Origin of the sequence: Microbacterium sp. SCN 69-37 (genome assembly GCF_001724435.1) — a bacterium.
Taxonomy (GTDB): domain Bacteria; phylum Actinomycetota; class Actinomycetes; order Actinomycetales; family Microbacteriaceae; genus Microbacterium; species Microbacterium laevaniformans.
The window spans coordinates 22,854-41,377 of sequence record NZ_MEEL01000039.1 but is presented as its reverse complement, the minus strand read 5'-3'; the positions used below and the strand labels follow the sequence as shown (position 1 = coordinate 41,377).

16 protein-coding genes and 1 pseudogene are annotated in these 18,524 nt (G+C 69.9%); 5 read left to right on the top strand and 12 right to left on the bottom strand.

Annotated elements, in window-relative coordinates:
- Positions 1-62: 62 nt before the first annotated feature.
- The 6 genes and pseudogenes from pflA to ABS64_RS11760 all read right to left on the bottom strand — a co-directional run bounded on the left by pflA (position 63) and on the right by ABS64_RS11760 (position 6,363).
- Positions 63-1,001 (bottom strand): pyruvate formate-lyase-activating protein, encoded by a 939-nt coding sequence (gene pflA / locus ABS64_RS11785; RefSeq protein WP_292683733.1) that lies wholly within the window; start codon positions 999-1,001, stop codon positions 63-65.
- Positions 1,002-1,050: 49 nt separating this feature from the next.
- The gene (gene pflB / locus ABS64_RS11780) at positions 1,051-3,312 is read right to left on the bottom strand and encodes a formate C-acetyltransferase (protein ID WP_292683731.1); all 2,262 of its coding nucleotides are present in this window, start codon (positions 3,310-3,312) and stop codon (positions 1,051-1,053) included.
- Between the two features lie 150 nt (positions 3,313-3,462).
- Positions 3,463-4,047, bottom strand: a complete 585-nt coding sequence (locus ABS64_RS11775) for a cyanophycin synthetase (RefSeq protein ID WP_292683729.1) — start codon at positions 4,045-4,047, stop codon at positions 3,463-3,465.
- A gap of 149 nt (positions 4,048-4,196) precedes the next feature.
- A pseudogene (locus ABS64_RS11770) lies at positions 4,197-4,841 on the bottom strand (Mur ligase family protein); the annotation flags it as partial.
- A 140-nt stretch (positions 4,842-4,981) separates the two neighbouring features.
- Positions 4,982-5,677 (bottom strand): DUF1775 domain-containing protein, encoded by a 696-nt coding sequence (locus ABS64_RS11765; RefSeq protein ID WP_288121473.1) that lies wholly within the window; start codon positions 5,675-5,677, stop codon positions 4,982-4,984.
- An 89-nt stretch (positions 5,678-5,766) separates the two neighbouring features.
- Entirely contained in the window at positions 5,767-6,363 is a 597-nt protein-coding gene (locus ABS64_RS11760; protein ID WP_288121474.1) for a hypothetical protein, read from the bottom strand.
- An 83-nt stretch (positions 6,364-6,446) separates the two neighbouring features.
- On the opposite strand from ABS64_RS11760, the gene ABS64_RS11755 reads away from it, so the two are divergent.
- Positions 6,447-7,757 carry a M50 family metallopeptidase gene (locus ABS64_RS11755; protein ID WP_036289405.1) on the top strand — a complete coding sequence of 437 codons (1,311 nt, stop codon included), beginning with the start codon at positions 6,447-6,449 and terminating at the stop codon, positions 7,755-7,757.
- A 1-nt stretch (position 7,758) separates the two neighbouring features.
- Here ABS64_RS11755 and ABS64_RS11750 read toward each other — a convergent pair whose 3' ends face one another.
- Complete coding sequence (locus ABS64_RS11750) at positions 7,759-9,678, bottom strand: chorismate-binding protein (protein WP_288121475.1); 1,920 nt, start codon at positions 9,676-9,678, stop codon at positions 7,759-7,761.
- Between the two features lie 227 nt (positions 9,679-9,905).
- On the opposite strand from ABS64_RS11750, the gene ispG reads away from it, so the two are divergent.
- Complete coding sequence (gene ispG / locus ABS64_RS11745; RefSeq protein ID WP_036289440.1) at positions 9,906-11,036, top strand: flavodoxin-dependent (E)-4-hydroxy-3-methylbut-2-enyl-diphosphate synthase; 1,131 nt, start codon at positions 9,906-9,908, stop codon at positions 11,034-11,036.
- Between the two features lie 97 nt (positions 11,037-11,133).
- A complete protein-coding gene (locus tag ABS64_RS11740; RefSeq protein ID WP_197017292.1) occupies positions 11,134-11,292 on the top strand; it encodes a hypothetical protein in 159 nt (52 codons plus the stop codon).
- Between the two features lie 24 nt (positions 11,293-11,316).
- Here the strand turns inward: ABS64_RS11740 and ABS64_RS11735 are convergent, their stop codons facing one another.
- Complete coding sequence (locus ABS64_RS11735; protein ID WP_061682818.1) at positions 11,317-12,513, bottom strand: PLP-dependent transferase; 1,197 nt, start codon at positions 12,511-12,513, stop codon at positions 11,317-11,319.
- 114 nt (positions 12,514-12,627) lie between these two features.
- On the opposite strand from ABS64_RS11735, the gene ABS64_RS11730 reads away from it, so the two are divergent.
- Positions 12,628-13,152 carry an Lrp/AsnC family transcriptional regulator gene (locus ABS64_RS11730; RefSeq protein WP_036289409.1) on the top strand — a complete coding sequence of 175 codons (525 nt, stop codon included), beginning with the start codon at positions 12,628-12,630 and terminating at the stop codon, positions 13,150-13,152.
- On the opposite strand, the gene ABS64_RS11725 is transcribed toward ABS64_RS11730, so the two are convergent.
- The 3 genes from ABS64_RS11725 to ABS64_RS11715 form a co-directional block, all read right to left on the bottom strand.
- Positions 13,109-14,143, bottom strand: coding sequence for a 1-aminocyclopropane-1-carboxylate deaminase (locus tag ABS64_RS11725; protein ID WP_036289411.1), 1,035 nt, complete (start codon positions 14,141-14,143; stop codon positions 13,109-13,111). The two genes, ABS64_RS11730 and ABS64_RS11725, sit on opposite strands and share 44 nt — an antisense overlap.
- The gene (locus ABS64_RS11720) at positions 14,140-14,805 is read right to left on the bottom strand and encodes a GntR family transcriptional regulator (protein ID WP_061682817.1); all 666 of its coding nucleotides are present in this window, start codon (positions 14,803-14,805) and stop codon (positions 14,140-14,142) included. The genes ABS64_RS11725 and ABS64_RS11720 overlap by 4 nt, the downstream gene beginning before the upstream one ends.
- A gap of 63 nt (positions 14,806-14,868) precedes the next feature.
- Positions 14,869-16,311, bottom strand: coding sequence for an RNB domain-containing ribonuclease (locus tag ABS64_RS11715; protein ID WP_061682816.1), 1,443 nt, complete (start codon positions 16,309-16,311; stop codon positions 14,869-14,871).
- Between the two features lie 53 nt (positions 16,312-16,364).
- Here ABS64_RS11715 and ABS64_RS11710 point away from each other — a divergent pair, with 53 nt between their 5' ends.
- On the top strand, positions 16,365-18,122 hold the full coding sequence (locus ABS64_RS11710; RefSeq protein ID WP_204946775.1) for a proline--tRNA ligase: 1,758 nt from the start codon (positions 16,365-16,367) through the stop codon (positions 18,120-18,122).
- A 93-nt stretch (positions 18,123-18,215) separates the two neighbouring features.
- Here the strand turns inward: ABS64_RS11710 and ABS64_RS11705 are convergent, their stop codons facing one another.
- A complete protein-coding gene (locus ABS64_RS11705) occupies positions 18,216-18,515 on the bottom strand; it encodes an HNH endonuclease signature motif containing protein (protein ID WP_292683727.1) in 300 nt (99 codons plus the stop codon).
- Positions 18,516-18,524: the final 9 nt, after the last annotated feature.

The following is an 18,524-nucleotide window of genomic DNA, read 5'->3' as shown; positions in this document are numbered from 1 at the left end:
TCGGGGGACGATCCGGGCGAGCGGCCGCGGGGGAAGCGGCGGCCGGGGGTAGGGTGAAAAGGTCAGTACGTGAGCAGGCCGTGAGCGCGGAACTGCTCGCGGACCCGGTCGACGAGGTCGACGGAGGGGGGTTCGGTCTCGGCCAGACGGTAGTCGCGCCCGAGCGCGTCCCACTTGTCTCGGCCCATCTGGTGGAACGGCAGCACCTCGACGCGGGTGACCGTCTCGGGGCGGATCTCATTGAGTGACGCGGCGTACGCAGCGACCGCCTCGACGTTGTCGACGTCGTCGGTCAGGCCCGGAACGAGGACGAAGCGGATCCACACCTCGGGCCCCTCGGGCCGAGCGGCCAGACGGCGACCGAACGCCAGCGTGGGTTCGAGCTCGCGCCCCGTCACCTCGCGGTAGGTCTCGGGGTCACCGCTCTTGACGTCCAGAAGGACGAGGTCGACGTCGTCGAGCATGGCGTCGGATGCCGCGGCGCCGAGGTAGCCGGACGTGTCGATGGCGGTGTGGATGCCGAGCTCCTTCGCGCCGCGCAGGATCCGTGCTGCGAAGGCGGGCTGCATGAGCACCTCGCCGCCGGAGAGGGTGATGCCGCCCCCGGTCGCCTGGAAAACCGCGGTGTAGCGCGCGATGCGGGTGAGCAGCTCATCGCTCGTGACGGGCTGACCGTCCTTCATCGCGAGGGTGTCGGGGTTGTGGCAGTAGAGGCACTGCAGCGGGCATCCGCTGAGGAACGTGGTCAGCCGCGTTCCCGGCCCGTCCACGGCGGTGACGAGCTCCCACGAGTGCACGGAGCCGAGCCGGCCCTCGCGCATCGCGGTCAGTCGCTCATGACGATCGACATCCGAGACCGCGAGCCCGTCGAGGCCGGCGCCCGCGCGCCGGTGGGCGGGCGCCTGGAGGGGGACCTCCAGGCGCACCGCGTCATCGGGGAGTGCGGGAAAGGTGGACGGCACCGCGTTGCACGGGTGGCGACGGAGCATCGCCTTGGCCATTGTCCTCAGCTTCTCTCTGCGTGTCGGTTCGTCTGCCGGAGGATCCGGATCACATGGAGCCGTGGAACGTACGCGACAGCACGTCGAGCTGCTGCTCGCGTGTGAGGCGGACGAAGTTCACGGCGTAGCCGGAGACCCGGATGGTCAGCTGCGGGTAGTTCTCCGGGTGCTCCATGGCATCTTCGAGCGTCTCGCGGTTCAGCACGTTGACGTTCATGTGATAGCCGTGCGAGCCCACGTAGGCGTCGAGCAGACCGGCGAGGTTGCGCACCTGTTCCTCGACGGTGCGCCCGAGGCCGCTGGGGACGACGGTGTTGGTCAGCGAGATGCCGTCCTGCGACTGCGCGTAAGGGATCTTGGCGACCGACAGCGCCGAGGCGAGCATGCCGTGGGTGTCGCGGCCGTTCATGGGGTTGGCGCCCGGGGCGAACGGCTCTCCGGCGCGGCGACCGTCGGGTGTGTTGCCCGTCGCCTTGCCGTAGACGACGTTCGAGGTGATCGTGAGCACCGACTGCGTGGGCAGGGCGCCCCGGTACATCGGGTGACGGCGGATCTTCGACATGAAGCTCTCCACCAGGCCGACAGCGATCTGGTCGGCGCGGTCGTCGTCGTTGCCGTAGCTCGGGAACTCGCCCTCGGTGAGGTAGTCCACCACGATGCCGCGTTCGTCGCGCACGGGGGTGACGGTGGCGTACTTGATGGCCGACAGCGAGTCCGCCGCGACGGACAGTCCCGCGATTCCGCAGGCCATCGTGCGCAGCACGTCCTTGTCGTGCAGGGCCATCTCGATGCGCTCGTACGCGTACTTGTCGTGCGACCAGTGGATGCAGTTGAGGGCCTCGACGTAGGTCTCGGCCAGCCAGTCCATCGTCTTGTCGAAGCGCTCCATGACGTCGTCGAAGTCGAGCGGGCCGTCGCCGACGGGTGCCGTCACCGGCGAGACCTGCTTGCCGGTGACCTCGTCGCGGCCTCCGTTGATCGCGTAGAGCAGCGTCTTGGCGAGGTTCACGCGCGCACCGAAGAACTGCATCTGCTTGCCGACGCGCATGGGGCTCACGCAGCAGGCGATCGCGGCGTCATCGCCCCAGGCGGGGCGGATGATCTCGTCCGACTCGTACTGCACCGCCGACGTGTCGATGGACACCCGTGCGCAGTAGTCCTTGAACCCCTGCGGCAGCTCGGGGCTCCAGAACACGGTCATGTTGGGCTCGGGCGCCGGACCCAGGTTGTAGAGGGTCTGCAGGAAGCGGAACGAGTTCTTCGTCACGAGGGGGCGACCGTCCTCGCCCATGCCGCCGATCGTCTCGGTGACCCAGGTCGGGTCGCCGGAGAACAGGCTGTCGTACTCGGGGGTGCGCAGGAAGCGGACGATGCGCAGCTTGATGACGAAGTCGTCGATGATCTCCTGCGCCTCGGTCTCGGTGATCAGGCCCGCCTGCAGGTCGCGCTCGATGAAGACGTCGAGGAACGTCGAGGTGCGTCCGAGCGACATCGCGGCGCCGTTCTGCTCCTTCACGGCGGCGAGGTAGCCGAAGTACAGCCACTGCACGGCTTCCCGCGCGGTGGTCGCCGGCCCGGAGATGTCGAAGCCGTACGCCGCTGCCATCTGCTTCAGTTCGCCGAGCGCGCGGATCTGTTCCGCGTGCTCCTCGCGCATGCGCACGACCTCTTCGGTGAAGGGTGTCGTGTCCAGGCCGAGCTTGTCGATCTTCTTCGCGGCGATCAGCTGGTCGACGCCGTACAGTGCGACGCGGCGGTAGTCGCCGATGATGCGACCGCGACCGTAGGCGTCCGGGAGTCCGGTGATGACGTGCGAGCTGCGCGCGGCGCGGACGTTCGGCGAGTACACGTCGAAGACGGCCTCGTTGTGCGTCTTGCGGTAGCTCGTGAAGATCTCCTTGAGGGTCTGGTCGACCTCGTAGCCGTAGGTCTCGAGCGCGCCCTCGACCATGCGCCAGCCGCCGTTGGGCATGATCGCGCGCTTCAGCGGCGCGTCGGTCTGCAGGCCAACGATGAGCTCGTCGTCCTTCGCGATGTACCCGGGGCCGTGGGCGGTGATGCCGGCGGGCGTGTGCGCGTCGACGTCGTAGATGCCCTTCTCGCGCTCGACCGGGAACATCGCCGACAGCGTGCTCCAGATCCGCGTGGTGCGGGCCGTGGCGCCGGTCAGGAACGAGGCGTCGCCGAGGTACGGCGTGTAGTTGCGCTGAATGAAGTCGCGCACATCGATCACGTCCTGCCACGGGCCGGCGGTGAAGCCGTTCCAGGCGACGGGCTGCGTGTCCTGTGCGGAGGGGGTGACGGTGGTCATGATTCGCTTCCTCAAATCCTCGTGGGAGCGGCCCGTCCACCCATCCGTGGGCGAGTCGTTGAGATCAGCGTAGCGCTTGTGGTCAGACCACAAAGAGAGCATGGATGCCGCCGACAATCGACTCTCCGGAAAGACGGACGCCCCTTGTGGTCAGTCCACAAGGGGCGTCGCGGGGTCGCGGGTGTCGCTGGTCTCAGGCGGGGCGCGTCGGATCGGAGTCCGGCGTGGAATCCCGCGGGTAGAGGGCACCACCCACGACGGTGCCGGCGGGGCCCATCCGGCTGCGGCGAGGGCTCGGCGTGCGAGCTCTCGCGCCGAGTACGGCACACGAGCGCCTCGGATGTCGCGATAGTCCTGGTGGCCGGGGCCCGCCCAGAGAATCGCGTCGCCGTCGCCGACGCGCGAGATCGCCTCGACGATCGCCCGTTCCGGCGGCGAGATCTCGAGGATCTCGGTGGCCGACACGGCGGCGCGAGCGCCGGTGAGCAGTTCGGCGCGGATGTCGTCGGGGTTCTCGTGTCGCGGATGGTGATCGGTGATGATGAGGATGTCGCTGCCGAGCGCGGCAGTGCGTCCCATATCGAATCTCTTGGTCGTGTCGCGGTCGCCGTCGGCGCCGAACAGCATCCGAACGCGTCCCGGGGTGATGCGCCGCACGGCGGCGAGTGTCTTCTCGAACGCGTCGGGGGAGTGGCCGAAGTCGACGTAGACCGCCGGGCCGCTCTCTCCGGACACGCGCTGTGTCCGCCCGGGACAGCCGCCTCGATCCGGCGGCCGTCGAGGGCCGCGGCCAGCCGCTCCCACGCGTAGCCCGCCTCTCGGAGCATCACGATGGCGAGCGCCGCGTTGGAGGCCATGTGCGGGCCGATCACCGGAACAGTGGTCGTCAGCAACTGCCCATCGGGGCCGTGAGGAGCGAAAGTGGTGCCGTGTTGTCGCTCGGCGACGATGTCCACGGTCCAATCCGCCGCGACCGGCTCCACGGCCAGGGCCGGGGTGATGATCGTCGTGGTGGGAACCCTCGCTGCCGCGACGACCTCGACGCCGTATTCGGAGTCGAGGCTCACCACCGCCCGACGACTGCGTTCGGGGGTGAACAGCGGCAGCTTCGCGCGGAGGTAGGTGCCCATGTCGCCGAAGTCGTCGAGATGGTCGTGCGTGAGGTTGGTGAAGCCCGCGACATCGAAGACGATCCCGTCGACGCGGTGACGTGCCAGTGCCTGCGCGCTGACTTCGTCGGCCACCGCCTCCACTCCGCGCTCGCGCATGTGCGCGAGCAGAGCGTGGAACTCGGGCGCCTCCAGAATCGCCTTGAGGAGATGTGCGACGCTCGTCTTGTCGTTCGTTCCCGTGACGCCGAGCATGATCGGCACGTTCTGCTCCGTGCCGTAGATCCAGGCCGAGATCTCGCCGAGGATGCCGCGCGGATCGTCCACCACGGCGATCGGCACGCCGGCGTCGGCTGACAGCTCCGCACCCGCGCGGTCGGTGATGACGGCTGCCGCCCCCGCCGCGACGGCAGCCCCCACGAACTGCGCACCGTGATGGTTGCGGCCGGGGAGCGCGACGAACAGATCGCCGAGACGCAGGTCGTCCGTTGCCAGCGTCACTCCGGAGCGAGAGCCATGGGCGGCGACCGGGCCGCAGGCCAGGACGAGCCGGGTATCCGTCAGGCGCGGCGTCGACGCACCAGCGCGACGACGAGCGCTGCGATCGCGGCGGCGAGGGCGCCACCGCTCAACCAGCGTGCGACCGGGTCGGCATCCGACGCCGCCGCGGCGGTCGTGGCGGCGTGCGCATCTGCATCGCCGTCGGTCGTCGACGCATGCCCGTGGTCGCCAGAGCCGGTCGACACGGCACCGACCGCGACGACGGGGGCAGGCGCTTTCAGATCGTCTTCGCTCTGCCCCTCGGCGGCGACCTCCGACCAGTCGGTCGACCCGGTTTCGCACGTCTGCAGGACGGGGAAGGCCACCGAGGTGTTCGCGGCGCTCGACGAGAAGATCACATCGAGCGCGACCGAGGCCGCTACGCCGGAGTCGACCGGCGTGATCGCCGTGAACGTGACGGAGGACGGGATGCCATCCGTGTTCAGCTCGCGGGTGATCTTCCATGCGCCGTCGAGCACCGGCTTCACGCCGTCGATGCCCTGGGGGATGGTGATCTTCACTGCGGTGGTGGGCGAGTCCTCGCAGCCGTGGCTGAACGAGAACGCGAGGCGTGTGGTCGACCCGGCATCCGACGCGTCCGGCGTGACGTGCACGTGAGCCGATGCGGCGAGGGGGGCCGCAAGCACGAGGGCGGCGCCGGCGAGGATGCCGGCGATCGTGCGTGCGCGGCGGCGGGAGTCAGGGGTGACAGTCATCAGGGTGCTCTTTCTGTTCGTTCGTGGCGCGGCGGATGCCGCGATGACGGGTGCGGCGGTGCCGCGGGGTGCCGCGGGTGCGGCGGTGCTCAGCGTGCGAACGCCGGTGGACCCCGTCGAGTGAGAACGGACAGGTGGGCATCGGCACGCGCGACGCGCGGGCCGGGAGAGGGAATGACGACCCACGGGAAGCTCTGCGGTGCCGGCGAGTGGGTACGGTTCAGGACGCGCCGGATGCCGCGGGCCAGAACCGCCACAAGCCGCTCGCCGTAGGCCACGAGCGCGATGGTGACGACCGCCGCCAGGGCGTGGGCGAGCAGCATCCCGACGCCGAGGTGGGCGGCGGAGTGTCCGGAGCCGGCAACGGCCGGACCGATCGAGAGCGCACCGTGCACGTGCCCGGTGCCGGCGGCGGGGAGGGAGGCGGGTCCGATCACGGCGAACATCGTGTGCAGTGCGATCTGCGCCGCCGCGATGGCCGCTGCCGTCCGAAGGAGACTCCGGCGTCGGCCGACGAGAGCGACGGCGACGGGTGAGGCGAGAACGGTGACGGCCACGATCAGCCACAGCGGGGGTGCCTGTCCGCCGCCCAACGTGTGCCCCGCCGAGGCGATCGTCGTCGCGATCGCCGCTGCGGTCGTGCCGCGCAGGGCGCGCACACGGCGGCTCGTCGATCGGTGGGGCACCTGATGAGCCTACCGGCGCCGAAAGGGGCGTGCCGCGCGAGGGCTGAGCAAACTCAAAGCGGCGACCGGTAGCCTCTTGGCTCGTGACCCTCATCGCCTTCATCGTCGGCGTCGTGCTGCTGGTCGTGGGGCTCGCGGCATCGATCGCTCTGCACGAGGTCGGGCATCTCGTGCCCGCCAAGCTCTTCGGCGTGCGAGTGGGCCGCTACATGGTGGGTCTCGGGCCGACGCTGTGGTCTCGCCGGTTCGGTGAGACGGAGTACGGCGTGAAGCTCCTGCCGCTCGGCGGCTACATCTCCATGGCGGGTATGTATCCGCCGGCCCCGCAGACCGTGGCGGCCACGGCCGCCTCGCGGGCGCGCGCCGGCTTCTTCGCGTCGATGGTGCAGGATGCGCGGGCCGCCAACGAGGAGACCCTCGACGGTGTGGACCGCACCGGAACCTTCTACGCCCTCCCCGTGTGGCGGCGGATCGTCATCATGCTCGGTGGCCCGGTCATGAACCTTCTGCTGGCGATGCTCCTGTTCGCGATCGTCTTCAGCGGCATCGGCGTGCAGACCGCGACGACCACCATCGCCGCGGTGAACCAGTGCGTGCTGCCGGCAGGATCGACCCAGACCGCGTGCGCGGCAGACGATCCCGTCTCACCGGCCGCGGCGGCCGGCATCCAGACCGGTGACGTGATCGTGTCGGTCGACGGCACGTCGGTGCAGACGTTCGAGGAGGCGTCGGCGATCATCCAGGCCTCGCCCAACCGCGCCATCGCCGTCGTCGTCCGCCGCGACGGTGTCGAGCAGACCCTCCAGGTCACACCGCTGCTCGCGCAACGTCAGATCGCGGGGCCCGACGGCACCACCGTCACCGCCGACGTCGGCTTCGTCGGAATGACCGCGATGACGGACTATGTGCACCAGCCGCTGTGGGCGGGTCCCGCCGCAGCGGTGCAGCAGGCCGGTCAGGTCGTCGGCATCATGGGGCAACTGCCGGCACGCGTCTACCAGACGGCGTCCGACATGATCACCGGGGCTCCGCGCGATCCGAACGGGCCGCTGTCGGTGGTCGGCGTCGGCCGGCTCGCCGGCGAGGCCGCGGCCACCGATGCGCCGGTGCTCAACCGCGTCGCCACCATTCTCGGGCTGTTGGGCTCGCTCAACCTGGCACTGTTCGTCTTCAACCTCATCCCGCTGCTGCCGCTGGACGGTGGCCACGTGGTGATCGCCCTCTGGGAGGGCGTGAAGCGCGCCTGGGCCCGGCTGTGGCGCCGCCCGCCGCCGCGCCCCGTCGATGCGACCACGCTCGTCCCGGTGACGTTCGTCGTGGTCGTCGCGATCGTCGTGATGGGCGGCATCCTGATCCTGGCGGACATCGTGAATCCGCTCAAGATCTTCGGCTGAGTCAGTCGAGAGCCCAGGACACCAGTCGTTCGAGCGTGGCGAGGCCGTCGCGCGAGAGGATCGACTCCAGGTGCCCCTGCACCGAGGCGTAGCCCGGTCCGCGCAGGGCGTAGACGTCACCGGAGCCCCCATCCGCCGAGATCTCCGTGCGCCCGAGGCGGGCCGTTCCCGGGTTCACGCGGGCCGTGAACGTGTTGTAGAACCCGATCGACGATGGTTCTCCGAAGACGTCCACGGTCTTCTGCAGGCCCTGATGGGGCGTCGCCAGGGGAGCGAGGTCCAGGCCGAGCCGGTCGGCGAGGATCTGGTGGCTCAGACAGACCGCCAGGAGGGGCCGACCGCCGTCGAGGCGGGCGGCGACGACGTCGCGCATGGCGCGGATGCGGGCGCTGCCGTCGTCCCGCGGATCGCCCGGCCCGGGTCCCGCGACGACGATGTCGGCCGCCGCGAGAGCGTCGGCTTCCGCCGCGGCACGGCTCCAGGGCACGATCGAGGTGGCGAAGCCGAGGTGACGCAGCTGGTGGGCGAGCATCGTGGTGAAACGGTCCTCGGCATCCACCACCACCGCCGTTCGGCCGACGTAGGGACCCGCGGCAGCGGTCTGCTGCGGGTTCAGCCAGAAGGGGGCGAGCCGCTCGTTGCGCGCCGCGAGCAGCGCGGCGATCGACGGGTCGTCGGCCAGGCGGGGCGCGGTCGATGCCGGGGCGTCCTCGTCGAGGAGCGTGTCGGGGGCCGCATCGCGTGCCACGGCGCCGATGGCCCCGAGCACGCCGGCCGCTTTGCCGTGGGTCTCTCCGACTTCGCCCTCGGGGTCGGAGTGGCGCACGAGCGTGGCGCCCACGGGAACGCGCAGGGTGCCGTCGACCAGGTAGGCGGTGCGAATGAGGATGGGCGCATCCAGGTCGTGGCGACCGTCGGCGGTGGGGGTGAACAGTGCCGCGACGCCGGAGTAGTAGCCGCGGGGCTCGCGTTCGTGCCGCTGGATGACGGTGCACGCGTTCTGCATGGGCGATCCGGTGACCGTCGGTGCGAACATCGTCTCGCGCAGGATGTCCCGCGGGTCCATCGTGCTCGTGCCACGCAGCATGTACTCGGTGTGCGTCAACCGCGACATCTCCTTGAGATGCGGGCCGGTGATGCGGCCCCCGTCGCTGCAGACGGCGCTCATCATCTTGAGCTCCTCGTCGACGACCATGAAGAGCTCTTCGGTCTCCTTCGTCGACGACAGGAACGCGGTGAGCGTCTCGGCCGTGGCTCCTCCGACGGGGTGGCGGAAGGTGCCCGAGATCGGGTTCATCGTGACGACGCTGGTGCCCGCGATCGTCGCGCCGTCGCGCCGCGCGCTGACGTGGGCCTCCGGGCTCGCGCCGACCGCGAGATGACCGGGCGTGGACACGAGGAAGGTCCAGTAGGCGCCGCGTTCGTGCTCCAGCAGGGCGCGGAACCAGGTGAGTCCCGCGGTGACCGCGTCGGTGTCGACGGATGCCGTGAAGTCACGGCGGATGACGAAGTTCGCGCCTTCGCCGCGGCCGATCTCGTCGGCGATGACGCGGCGGACGATCGTCGCATACTCGTCATCGCTGACGTCGAATCCGGCGTCGGCCAGCGGAATGGTCTCGGACGGCAGCGTCGACAGCAGCGCGGCGCGCTCGACTGTCACGTGCTCGTCGACCACGAGACAGCGCAGCGGCGCGCCGTCGTCGTGGCACGCGAAGCCCCGCTCGACGACCTGCCGATAGGGCACGAGCGCCAGCACCTCTCGCGGGGTGCCCGTCGCATCCGTCAGCGGGATGTCGGACAGCAGGGGGACGTCGACCACCTCGCCGACGAGGAGCTCGACGGTGCCGGCATCCCGGGCGATCAGGGCGAACGGACGCTCCGCGCGCAGCACGGACTCCAGCGGGGAGGGGCTCGGGGTCATCGCCGGGCCTTTCTTCAGGTCGGGCGGGCTGCATTCGTCGAACGAAAAGACCGCCTCGAGGGCGGTCTGTGTCGTGGGTCGCGAGCACACCGCCTCAGCGGGTGGGCCACCAGGAGGTGTTCGCGAACATGCGGTCACGATATCAGAACGAGCGATGACGATCACCGCGCAGCCCCCGCGCAGTGTGCGCGGCGTAGTCTGGTGCAGTGCCAGCAGTGAACATCGGGATGCCGCGCGTGCCGGACGTCCTCGCCCCCCGCCGCAAGAGCCGTCAGATCAAGGTCGGGAAGGTGCTCGTCGGTGGCGACGCCCCCGTGAGCGTGCAGTCGATGACCACGACGCCGACGACGAACATCAACGCGACCCTCCAGCAGATCGCCGAGCTGACGGCATCCGGCTGCGAGATCGTGCGCGTGGCCGTGCCCAGCCAGGACGACGCCGATGTGCTGCACATCATCGCGAAGAAGAGTCAGATCCCCGTCATCGCGGACATCCACTTCCAGCCCAAGTACGTCTTCCAGGCGATCGACGCCGGGTGCGGCGCGGTGCGGGTGAACCCGGGCAACATCCGCAAGTTCGACGACCAGGTCGGCGCCATCGCGAAGGCGGCGAAGGATGCCGGTGTGTCGCTGCGCATCGGGGTGAACGCCGGCTCGCTCGACAAGCGGCTGCTCGAGAAGTACGGCAAGGCGACCCCGGAGGCGCTCGTGGAGAGTGCGGTCTGGGAGGCGTCGCTGTTCGAAGAGCATGACTTCCACGACTTCAAGATCTCGGTGAAGCACAACGACCCGGTCGTGATGGTGAAGGCGTACCGCATGCTCGCCGAGCGGGGCGACTGGCCCCTGCACCTCGGTGTGACCGAGGCAGGTCCTGCGTTCCAGGGCACGATCAAGAGCGCCACCGCCTTCGGCATCCTTCTGGGCGAGGGCATCGGTGACACGATCCGCGTCTCGCTGTCGGCGCCGCCGGCGGAAGAGGTCAAGGTCGGCCACCAGATCCTGCAGTCGCTGAACCTCCGCGAGCGCAAGCTCGAGATCGTGTCGTGCCCGTCGTGCGGCCGTGCGCAGGTGGACGTGTACACGCTCGCCAACGACGTCACCGAGGGTCTCAAGGACATGACGGTGCCCCTGCGCGTCGCTGTGATGGGATGCGTCGTCAACGGACCGGGTGAGGCGCGGGAAGCCGATCTGGGCGTCGCCTCGGGCAACGGCAAGGGCCAGATCTTCGTCAAGGGCGAGGTGATCAAGACCGTTCCCGAGGCCGAGATCGTCGCCACTCTGATCGAAGAAGCCAACCGCATCGCCGACGAGATGGGCCCCGACGCCCCGATCGGCACGGCGCAGGTCGTCACCGCCTGAGCCACGTTCTTCGTGGACGGCCTCGTATGCCGTCGGCGGCATGGGCGTGATCAGATCGTTGTCCCGCAGCGTGCGCCGTCCCGCCGCGCGCTGACACGTGACCGCCGGCGACCTCTGGTTCCTCGCCACGGCATCCCCGATGGGCGATGACGTTCTCGCCAGCGACGGGACGAACCTGATCCGCGTGCACGTCAACGCGGGTCAGATCGCACCGGACGTCGCAGAGCGAGCGATCGCTGCTCTCGCCCAGGAGTGAGTATCGCCGATCGCCTCCGGCGCGTCAGTGCACCGTGGTCGCCGTCGACTTCCCGTCGCGGGTGAGCGCCAGAGCCTGCCTGAGGTCGTCGAACAGATCGTCGACGTGTTCGAGACCGATCGACAGGCGCAGGATGTCGGCGTCGGGCCGGGCCTCGGGCGCGACCGGGCGGTGCGTGAGGGCGGCCGGATGCTGGATCAGCGAGTCCACGCCGCCCAGCGAGACGGCATGGGTGAACAGGCGCGTGGATGCCGCGACGCGCGCCGCGGCATCGTAGCCTCCGCGCAGGCGGAGCGACACCATCGCGCCGGTGCCGTGCTGCTGGCGGGCGAGCAGCCCCGTCGGGTCGCCGTGCAGTCCCGGGTAGAACACCTCCGCGATCGCATCGTGCTCGAGCAGGCGCCGGGCGATCTTCGCGGCCGTCTCCTGCTGCGCGCGCATCCGCAGGGGCAGGGTCGGGAGGCCACGATGCAGCAGATACGCGCCGAGAGGGTGAAGGATGCCGCCGGTGATCGCCCGGACGCGGCGAAGAGCAGCGGCGGATTCCGCGCCACAAGCGATGACGCCGCCGACGACGTCGCCGTGGCCGCCGAGGTATTTCGTCGCGCTGTGCAGCGACATCGTCGCGCCGTGGGCGAGCGGTTGCTGGAGGACCGGCGTGGCGAACGTGTTGTCGACGAGGACCGGAACGTCGTTCGCCTGCGCGACGACGGCGGCGATGTCGACGAGTTCGAGTGTCGGGTTCGCCGGCGTCTCCACGATGACCAGTCCGGTCTCCGGGCGCAGTGCTGCGCCGACCTCGTCCGGACCGCAGAAGGTCGCCTGCGTACCCAGCAGGCCGCTAGCCAGCATGTGATCGCTGCCGCCGTAGAGCGGTCGGACCGCCACGACGTGCGGATGCCCGATCGAGACCGTGTGCGAGACGATCGCCGCCGTCAGCGCCGCCATTCCGGAGGCGAACGCCACGGAGGCCTCTGCCGCTTCGAGCGTGGCCAGGGCCTCCTCGAAGCGGGACACCGTCGGGTTCCACAGGCGGGCGTACACGTGGCTGCCCCCGGGGATCGGCGTTCCGCCGGTCGCGAGCGCCTCGTACGAGTCCCCGCCGCGCTCCACGTCGGGCAACGGGTAGGTCGACGACAGATCGAGCGGCGGGGTGTGCACGCCGAGGGAGGCGAAGTCCGCGCGCCCGGCGTGCACGGCGAGCGTGTCGAGATGGTCCATGCCGCGAGTATGGAGGAAAGTGCGGCAGGGGTTCGGTGCGATTGTGAAATCCGCAATCACCTGATCGAATTGTGCCGAACTGAGCAATCCGAGACGACCGTTCAGGAGGCGCACTTGGCTGAACAGCAAAGCACGGCATCCGCCCTCGATGAGCTCGACCTGCGGATTCTCGCGGCCGTGGTCCGCGCGCCCGGCCGGTCCAACAAAGCGCTCGCCGAAGAACTCGGCGTCGCGGAGTCGACCTGCGCATACCGCATTCGCTCCCTCCGCGTTCGCGGGGTGCTGGCCGGCGTCCGCGTCCTCGTCGACCCGGCATCCCTCGGTCTTCCGCTGCAAGCTGTCATCCGCGTGCGTCTCGGTCGACACACTCGCGAGGGGGTCGGGCAGCTGTTCGACGCGATCGTGGCGACGCCCGGCGTGATCGAGGCCTTTCACGTGGCAGGCGAGGACGACTTCCTCGTGCATGTGGCCGTGGAGGATGCCGCGGCGCTGCGCGACATCGTCCTCCAGCACATCACGGTGCACGAGGCGGTACTCACCACCGAAACCCACCTCGTCTTCGAGCGGCGCGAGGGAGTGGGGCCGCTCGCCCGCGTCACCGGGAGGCGCTCGGGTCCCAGAGCGAGTGATACGCGTTGATCGCCGGCTGCCCACCGAGGTGCGCGTACAACACGGTGGACGATGCCGGAATGTCGCGGGAGCCGACGAGGTCGATCAGCCCGGCCAGGGACTTCCCCTCGTAGACGGGGTCCGTGATCATCGCTTCCAGCCGTGCGCCGAGTTCGATGGCCTCCATCGTGGAGTCGACGGGGATGCCGTACAGCTCACCCGCCCACCCCTCCAGAACCTGGATCTCGTCATCGCGCAGATCGCGGCCGAGCTCGATGAGCTGCGCCGTATGCCGAGCGATGCGCGCGACCTGATCGCGAGTCTTCCGGAGGGTCGCGGAAGCGTCGATTCCCAGCACGCGACGTCGGACGCCGGTCGCCTCTTCGAGCGCGGCGAATCCCGCGATCATTCCGGCATGGGTCGATCCGGTGACGGTGCAGACGATGATCGTGTCGAAGAAGACGCCGAGCTGCTTCTCCTGCTCGGCGACTTCGAACGCCCAGTTGGCGAAGCCCAGACCTCCGAGCGGGTGCTCGCTCGCTCCGGCGGGGATGGGGTAGGGCGTACCGCCGCCGGCTTCGACCTCGGCCAGCGCCTGCTTCCAGGAGTCGCGGATGCCGATGTCGAAGCCGGCATCGTCGAGGCGCGAATCCGCGCCCATCATGCGCGAGAGCAGGATGTTGCCGACCTTGTCGTTGGTGGGGTCGTCCCACGGAACCCACTTCTCCTGGACGAGTCGCGCTTTCAGCCCGAGGTGCGCCGCGACGGCCGCGACCTGGCGCGTGTGGTTGGACTGGTAGCCGCCGATCGACACGATCGTGTCGGCACCGGACGCGAGGATGTCGGGGACGATGTACTCGAGCTTGCGCACCTTGTTGCCGCCGAACGCGAGGCCGCTGTTCACATCCTCGCGTTTCGCCCAGATCTGCGCGCCCCCGAGGTGGTCGCTGAGCCGCGCCAGGTGCTGCAACGGGCTCGGCCCGAAGGTGAGCGGGTGGCGAGCGAACTCGTGCAGCTTCATGAGGGATCCTGTTCAGTGGGGGCGGGGGAGATGGTGAGGGACTGCCAGGCGCTCTCGGCGAGGCGTGCGGCGTCGTCGGCGGCGCCGGCCGCGCACAGCGCCACCAGGCGGTCATGCCGCTCAGCGGAGGCGGCCGCTTCGTCGGAGGCGAACCTCAGTCGCTCCACGCGGCGCAGGACCGGCTCATAGCGGGCGATGACGGCCGCGGCTGCCGCATTCGCGCACACCTCGAGGGCGACGCGGTGAAAGCGCGCATCCGCCTCGAGGGCGCCGTCGATGTCGCCGGCGCTCAGTGCGGCACGAAACGCCGCGTTCGCCGCGCGCATCGCATCGAGGTCGCGCGTCGTCATGCGCGGTGTCGCCGTGCGGACGGCAAGGGCATGCAGGGCGCCAACGACGGCCTGCGCGTCGCGGAGGGCGCCGGGGTCGATCGGGGCGACGACGGTGGAGCGGCCGGGTGTCGCCTGCACGAGCCCGGCCTGAGCGAGTTCGAGCAGCGCCTCTCGCACGGGCGTGCGACTGACGCCGAGTCGCTCGGCCAGTTCTGCGTCGCGCAGTTGCTCACCGGGGGCGAGGCTGCCGTCGACGATCGCCTCCTGCAGGCGCGCGTGCACGTCGTCGCGAAGAAGTGCGCGGGGCACGGGGACGGCAGCGAGTGGCACGGTATGCAATATATCTCAGGTTGGACGCGACGCCCGTCGCACATCCGTCTCGGGCGGAGGCCGTCAGACGACGCTGAACCGGACGGTTCCCTCGTCAACGGACGCCGCATCCAGCCGCAGACGTACGAGGGTGCCGGGCGCAGCCGCCACGCGCGCCACGCGCGCCTCGACGGCCGGTTGCATGAGCTGGATGCGTGCCTCGTCCCCGCGTCTGCTGAGCACGAGTGCGTCGAACTCGTCCCCGACGTGTCCGGCCAGCAGCGCCGCCTCGACGCGATCGATCGCCCCGGAGCTGAGCTGGGCGGCGATCGACGAACTGCGCGCCATGATCGCGGGGAGGATGGGAAGTGATGCGCGCGCCCACCCGGGAACCTCTTCACCGTTCACGAGAGCATGGCAGATCACCAGCGACCATCTGTCGACCACGCGTCGCAGGGGAGCAGTCGTGTGAGCGTACGGGGCGCCGATCGCAGCCTGCGATCGCTGTTCAGGCAGCTCGCCGTCGAAGGTCGCGTAGCCCGCTCCGCGGAACAGGCCCGCCGCGTATTCGCGAACAGCGAGAGCGGCGGGCGAACGGTCGAGGCTGCGCAGATAGTCGCCGTAGGCGACGTCGGTGGTCCACGGCAGTCCCAAAGCCACCGTCTGTGACCGGAACTCCTCCACGTCGGTCGACGCGGCCGGAGGCATGGTCCGCAGGATGCCGACGCGACCGTCGATCATGATCTGCGCCGCCGCCATGCCGGTGAGCAACGAGACATCGGCGTTCCAATCCTCCAACGCCACACCGTCGGCGCGCTCGAGACCGTAGGCGTCGTCCTCCGCCGCCGTGACGATACGCGTCTCCGGCAGGTTCAGGCTCGCGCCCCCGCGCTCGCGCTCCCGTTCGGCCCGGGCGGCGCCGAACCATGGCAGCGCGGCGAGGGTGGCGGGGGCAGTGCCGGCGTCGATCGCCGCCTGCGCCTCGGAGTAGGACCATTGGCGCCGCGACCGCACGATCGCGCGGGTGATGGTCGTCTCCGTCGGGCGGGCGCCCTCGTCCAGCACGAACCGCCACACGTACGCGCGTCGGTCCACGCCCGGCAGCAGGGACGCGTGGTCCTCGCTGATCACCGCCGGGTGCAGGGGGATCCGTCCGTCCGGCGCGTACAGCGTCTGCCCGCGACGGCGGGTCTCGGCATCCAGCGCGCCGTCGGGTGCCACGAATGCCGGAACGTCCGCGATCGCGTAGTGCAGGACGGCGCCCGTCGAGGTGCGCTCCAGGTGCAGCGCCTGGTCGAGGTCGGTCGATCCGGCCGGGTCGACCGTGAGGAAGGCGACATCGCGGAGATCGGCGAGGCCGGTCGCGGTCGGATCCGTCGAGACGCGTGCCGCGGCGGCCATCGCCTCGGCAAGTGCGTCACGGGGGTATCCGTCCGGCAGAGCGAGCTGATGTCGCAGCGCAGACAGCGACGCGGCCAGTTCACCGCGCAGAGATCGAGCGACGAAGCGGGAGCGGCGGTGCGGCACCCGGCCAGTGTAGGGCGGTCGGGTGAGGTGGCTGCGGACTAGGCTTGACGCTCGTGGTCACCCGTCTGTCGAACTTCTTCCTCCGCACGCTTCGCGAAGACCCTTCGGATGCCGAGGTCACGAGCCATCGCCTGCTCGTGCGCGCCGGCTACATCCGCCGCCAGGCACCGGGAATCTTCGCGTGGCTGCCGCTGGGGCTGCGGGTCAAGTCGCGGATCGAGAACATCATCCGCGAGGAGATGGCGGCCGCCGGCGCACAGGAAGTGCACTTCCCGGCACTGATGCCGCGCGACCCCTATGAGGCGACCGGACGCTGGGAGGAGTACGGCGACGGCATCTTCCGTCTGAAGGACCGCAAGGGCGCCGATTACCTGCTCGCCCCGACGCACGAAGAGGCGTTCACGCTGCTGGTCAAGGACCTGTACGGCTCGTACAAGGATCTGCCCCTAACGATCTACCAGATTCAGGACAAGTACCGCGACGAGGCACGTCCGCGCGCGGGACTCCTGCGCGGCCGCGAGTTCACGATGAAGGACGCGTACTCCTTCGACTACACCGACGCCGGGCTCGACACCAGCTACATGGCGCAGCGCGACGCCTACGAGCGCATCTTCCAGCGGCTGGGGCTGGAGTACGTCATCGTCCAGGCGGATGCCGGGGCGATGGGCGGCTCGCGCAGCGAGGAGTTCCTGCACCCGACGGCGATCGGCGAGGACACGTTCGTGCGTTCGGCCGGCGGCTACGCGGCCAACGTGGAGGCGTTCGAGACCCTGGCGCCCGAGCCCATCGCGTTCGACGGGTTCGGCGAGCCGGTGATCTTCGACTCCCCGAACACGCCCACGATCGAGACGCTCGTGGCGCACACCAACGCCGTGCTCGACGGCGAGTACACCGCCGCCGACACCCTCAAGAACGTCGTCCTCGCGCTCACACACCTCGACGGCAGCCGCGAGCTCGTCGTCGTCGGTCTCCCCGGCGATCGCGACGTCGACGAGAAGCGCGTCGAGGTGGCGTTCGCGCCCGCCGAGGTCGAGCCCGCCACGCCCGAGGACTTCGAGAAGCACCCGCTGCTGGTCAAGGGGTACATCGGGCCGTGGTCTCCCCAGGGCGCGATCCTGGGCGAGGAGTCAGCCACCGGCATCCGCTACGTCCTCGACCCCCGCGTCGTGGACGGCACGCGCTGGATCACCGGTGCGAACATCGATCAGAAGCACGTGCACTCGCTCGTCGCCGGACGCGACTTCGCCGCCGACGGCTACGTCGAGGTCGCAACGGTGCGGCCGGGCGATCCGGCGCCCGATGGTTCGGGACCTGTCGAGCTTGCGCGCGGCATGGAGATCGGTCACGTCTTCCAGCTGGGGCGCAAGTACGCCGAGGCGCTGGGGCTGAAGGTGCTCGACGAGAACGGCAAGCTCGTCACCGTCACGATGGGCTCCTACGGCATCGGCGTCACGCGGATCCTCGCGATCATCGCCGAGCTGAACAACGACGACAAGGGCCTCATCTGGCCCGCAGCCGTCGCGCCGTTCGACGTGCAGGTCGTGGCGACGGGGCGGGATGCCGCGGCCTTCGAACTCGCCGAGAAGCTGTCGGCGGATCTCGATGCGGTCGGTCTCGACGTGCTCTACGACGATCGACCGAAGGTCTCGCCCGGCGTCAAGTTCGGCGACGCCGAGCTCGTGGGAGTGCCGCAGATCGTGATCGCCGGCCGGGGCGCCGCCGAGGGTGAGGTGGAGCTCTGGGATCGTCGCTCCGGCGAACGCACGCTCGTCTCGGCCGCCGAGGCCGTCACCCGCCTCGCCGCGCGCTGACCGTCGCTCGCACCGCTCGCACCGCTCTTCGAGGGGCCCGCGCGAGCCGCCCGCGTGGCGCACGTGCGCACACGTGCGTGTGGCGTGTGCGGGTCAGAACGGTGCCGCGCGGTCGTCCGACGGCGCTGCGCGCTCTGAGGGTTCCGCCGCTCGGAACACCGGCATGCGTCGTTCGGGCTCCACGAGATAGCGCCGGCCGTACGGCGACGTCCACTCCACGACACCGCCGCTGTCGGGGAGCTGCACCACCGTCCAGCCGCCGTGATGCTTCACCGTGTGGTGCCCGGCGCACAGGGGTGCGAGATTGTCGGCGGAGGTGTTCCCGCCGTCGAACCAGGCCACGGTGTGGTCGATGTCGCATCGCGAGGCGGGCATGACGCAGCCCGGAGCCATGCACCGTTC

Excerpts from the sequence above, each read along its gene's own strand:
- pflB (WP_292683731.1), bottom strand. The coding sequence starts at position 3,312 with ATGACCACCGTCACCCCCTCCGCACAGGACACGCAGCCCGTCGCCTGG.
- ABS64_RS11750 (WP_288121475.1), bottom strand. The coding sequence starts at position 9,678 with ATGACCCCGAGCCCCTCCCCGCTGGAGTCCGTGCTGCGCGCGGAGCGT.
- ispG (WP_036289440.1), top strand. The coding sequence starts at position 9,906 with ATGCCGCGCGTGCCGGACGTCCTCGCCCCCCGCCGCAAGAGCCGTCAG.
- ABS64_RS11725 (WP_036289411.1), bottom strand. The coding sequence starts at position 14,143 with ATGAAGCTGCACGAGTTCGCTCGCCACCCGCTCACCTTCGGGCCGAGC.
- ABS64_RS11735 (WP_061682818.1), bottom strand. The coding sequence starts at position 12,513 with ATGGACCATCTCGACACGCTCGCCGTGCACGCCGGGCGCGCGGACTTC.
- ABS64_RS11765 (WP_288121473.1), bottom strand. The coding sequence starts at position 5,677 with ATGACTGTCACCCCTGACTCCCGCCGCCGCGCACGCACGATCGCCGGC.
- ABS64_RS11705 (WP_292683727.1), bottom strand. The coding sequence starts at position 18,515 with ATGGCTCCGGGCTGCGTCATGCCCGCCTCGCGATGCGACATCGACCAC.
- pflA (WP_292683733.1), bottom strand. The coding sequence starts at position 1,001 with ATGGCCAAGGCGATGCTCCGTCGCCACCCGTGCAACGCGGTGCCGTCC.